Source organism: Coprobacter sp., assembly GCF_982436375.1.
This window is the reverse complement of record NZ_CEWDCG010000248.1, coordinates 1-3,687: the sequence shown is the minus strand read 5'-3', so window position 1 is coordinate 3,687 and position 3,687 is coordinate 1. Positions and strand designations below refer to the sequence as shown.

The following is a 3,687-nucleotide window of genomic DNA, read 5'->3' as shown; positions in this document are numbered from 1 at the left end:
CAGTGCTTATATAGGTTTGTAAATCAGTAAAGTATAAATATATTTATATACTATGGTAATATACAATATTTGATTATGTCCTAAAATATGTTTTAAGTGGGATTAAAATAGATATAACTATTCTATGAATGTTGGTTTTGTCTTTTAATTGTCTGTGCCATATATTGACAACTTATACCAGCCTAAAGTGGTGAAAAATCAACATTGTTTTGGGCTTCAAAGTTAATATAAAAAGGGAATAGGCACAATATTCTGTATAAGAAATGCTTGTGAATATATAATAAAGACCAGACACCCTGATGAATTATTCCATCAGGGTGTCTGGTCTTGAAGTTTTCCTTTTACTTAATTCTTAGCATATTCGATTACCCGAGTTTGTTTAGGCAAAGCTCTCGGTTCTATTGCCTGTTTTATATTATTAGCAGGATCGATGCTTGCTGTTGCGGCAAATACAACGATATTTTCGTTATCGGGTAGGATAATTTTGGACGCACCTTTCGGTATGTCTAATTCCAGACGATAGATATAGGTAAATTGATACGGTTCGTTGCGGAATACATATTGGTTAGAACCTTCAAGTCCTAATACCTGATGGTGGCGATGTGTGCCTACATGGGCGATAACACCGTCTTTTACATACCCTTCACTGAAATTCTGTAATCCCCATTGCGAATAGAAATCGCTATAGTACGGGATTTTCAGATCGACAACTTGATCTCCTATACGGAATGTGGCTGTACGATCTTTGTCTGTTGCGGCAGCAAGTATATACACTTTGTCGTATGTTTTATCCTGAGGTATGTCGATTGTGTCGCCTTTACATTTAATTATATTGTTTATCCCGGCTTTTCCCATTTTAAAAGGTATCCCGTTTACCTCTAAGACTGCAGGTAATAGTTCTGCAGCATAAGAGCATTTATTTCCATCTACATCAGCTATTTCGGCAAAATAGTCTGTCGATATGCCGTTTGCGTTATAACTCAAAGCAATACTTTTGCTCTCTGCCGATTGTAATTTGTGGTTCGGATCTTTCAGTTTCACAATAAAAGTTTTAGGCTGGAACTTACTGCAACTGATAGAAATCGAGTTCCCGGATACAGGTACATCTCCGACATTTTCTTCGATCCCGTTCACCTCACGAGCCCATTCTATATCTGTCGGGAAAGAAATATGTGCATCTTTCACTTCTTTTCCGGCTGTTTCATAAACCCGTAAGACGTATCCGTTCCCGTTTTCGGCTTTTTTCAGCATTTTGACGGCTACTTGAGGTGTATCTGAATTTACGAATGATATTGTTTTTCCTAATACGCCGTTATGTTTAGGTGCAATATAAGTTATTAACGGTTGATTCAACTCTTCAGCTTTTTGTATGATTCCTGCATTTTCGAGAGATTGAGTATGTCCTACTATGGAGTAAATGATCTGGTGGTGTCCGAAATCCATAGTTCTTTGATGTGCATATCGTTTGTCAGAACCTGGTGTGTGCAGCAAAGTCAGGCGAAGCGTATTATCGTCAGGCTTGTCCCAACCGTATTTGCAGTTGTTTAGAATTGAGACACCGTAAGATCCGTCTTTATCAGAAAGATCAGCCCAATGTTGTGCGTAGACTTCATAAGCAAGTTCTGTGTTGTTGCCTCTTTTTATGTTTCCTAATCCTAAATCATAAGTAGCTTCTTTATTGGATACGGATAGCGGAAATTCGGCTTTTAATAATGAAGCCTTTGTTGCCCAGTCTATATCGGTAATGATGTCGATGCGATCATCAGCAGCACCTTCGGTGAGGCAAATGCGTTGAGTAAATTTACTGTCACCGTATTTACGTTCTACTTTCAGCACAGATCGTAAACCTCCATTTTCTTCTATTGTGATTTTGACATCTTCTTTTATGGATTCGGGTTCGGCATCTATTACGCTTTTAATAATTTCCCATGCCGGCCATTCGTTCGACATATTGTTTCGGAATAAAGCGAGACGTATAGCCTTTCCATTTTTAACAAGTTCTTTGCCGACTCTTTTGTCTATGATCGAAGATATATCGCCATTGGAGTTTAGAGTGACCTTGTAAATACTGTTTTCGATAGAGTTTGCAGTGGTTATCAGAGTTTTCGTATTTTTTTGTTTTCCGGATAAACGAATGTCGTATACGCTATAACTCACCGGATCGACATTTGCCGTGAATAAGATGTGGGCTTTTCCGTCGGTATATCCGAGTATTTGTGCGGGAGTTTCTTTTCCGTCGGGAGTGTAAACTTTTATACCTGAAGGAAATTTATCTGTGGGGATAAAGGCTTCGGCAATATTTTTACGGGCATAAGCAGCCGGATTATAGATTACGACCGGAATACCTTTGACTTTTGTGTTCATTCCTGAAATAACTGCACCGCTTGCCGTGTTCATCACCTGCATAAACTGAGTTTGGGAAAGAATCTCATCATTCCAAGAAAAAGGATATGCTTCCCGAATACTTGTTCCTGTAAGATCATCATGAAATTGATGCCAGATGAAACGTTGCCAGCTTTCGGTCAAGGTTTTGCTTTGGTAGGGTAGAGCGCCGAGCCATTCGGCCATTACGGATGCCCGTTCTGCGGCATCTGCTAATTGTTCGTTTCTGCGATTGAATCGTTTCATTGCCGATTGGGAGGTGTAGCATCCCGAAGCATGTACGTCCATTAGCAATTCGCCGTCGAATACCGGTAACTCTTTTACTTTTCCGGAATGTAAATAGTCCTTGTATAGTTGGTCGGAAGATGCGCAGACAATTTCTATCGGTCCGTCTCCTGAAACTTGGGCTTTTTCTATTGCCATAGCGGAGACAGGCATTGCAGAACCCCCTCTGTCTCCGGCACCGAAATAGCGGTATGCCGTGCGCATAGGATCTCTTTCTACACTCTGTATCAGATCATTATCTTTTGTAAGATCATCGTCTTTAAAATTATGTACATAACTACCACAATCTAAAGCACATATCAGTTCTGCTCCGTCAATACCTTTCCAGCGTCCTATGGTGAAAGGTATTTTCGAGTCTCCGTAAAACGGTTTTTTGCGCCATCCCAATTTTTGAGTGGAGAAGCCTATGAGGCCGCAATGTTTGGCAATAGAAGGAAGCGTGTAACCGAAACCAAAACAGTCGGGTAAAAAAATGTCGGTCGATTTCAGTCCGAATTCTTTTTTATAAAATTCTTGTCCGAGCAATATGTTCCTGAAACTGGATTCGGGAGACGGGACATTTACATCATTGGCATCCCAAGAAGAACCGGATACATGCCATCTCCCGTTTTTTATAGCCTCTTTTACTTTTTCGTAGTCAAGGGGATAGTACTCTTTCATCCAGTTATATTTTACAGCTCCTTCAAAGTTGAAAATATAATCGGGATAGTCGTGTATAAGCGCTAAGTTCTGATAAATGGTACGAGGAATATAATCTATGATCGATGTCCTCACAGTCCATAACCATTGGGTATCCAGATGTGCGTTGGAGACAACGTATGCCTTACCTGATTTTGGGGGCTGTGTAGCCGGAGTATTTCCGGCAATACTTACTAAACAGATTGCTAATATCCATTTTTTGGGTAGAAAGGAAATACCCTTTTTGCGTGTTGGAAAAATTTTTTTCATAAGTGTGTAATTTATGTATAGTTAGATGATGGCATATTATGACTTTATAAAATAATTCTAGATGCATTAAAG

The 3,687-nt window shown here is 39.6% G+C and carries 1 protein-coding gene; it reads right to left on the bottom strand.

The window, feature by feature from the left end:
* Window positions 1-345 precede the first annotated feature (345 nt).
* A complete protein-coding gene (locus tag AC1WHX_RS11130; RefSeq protein ID WP_481229366.1) occupies window positions 346-3,615 on the bottom strand; it encodes an alpha-mannosidase in 3,270 nt (1,089 codons plus the stop codon).
* Window positions 3,616-3,687: the final 72 nt, after the last annotated feature.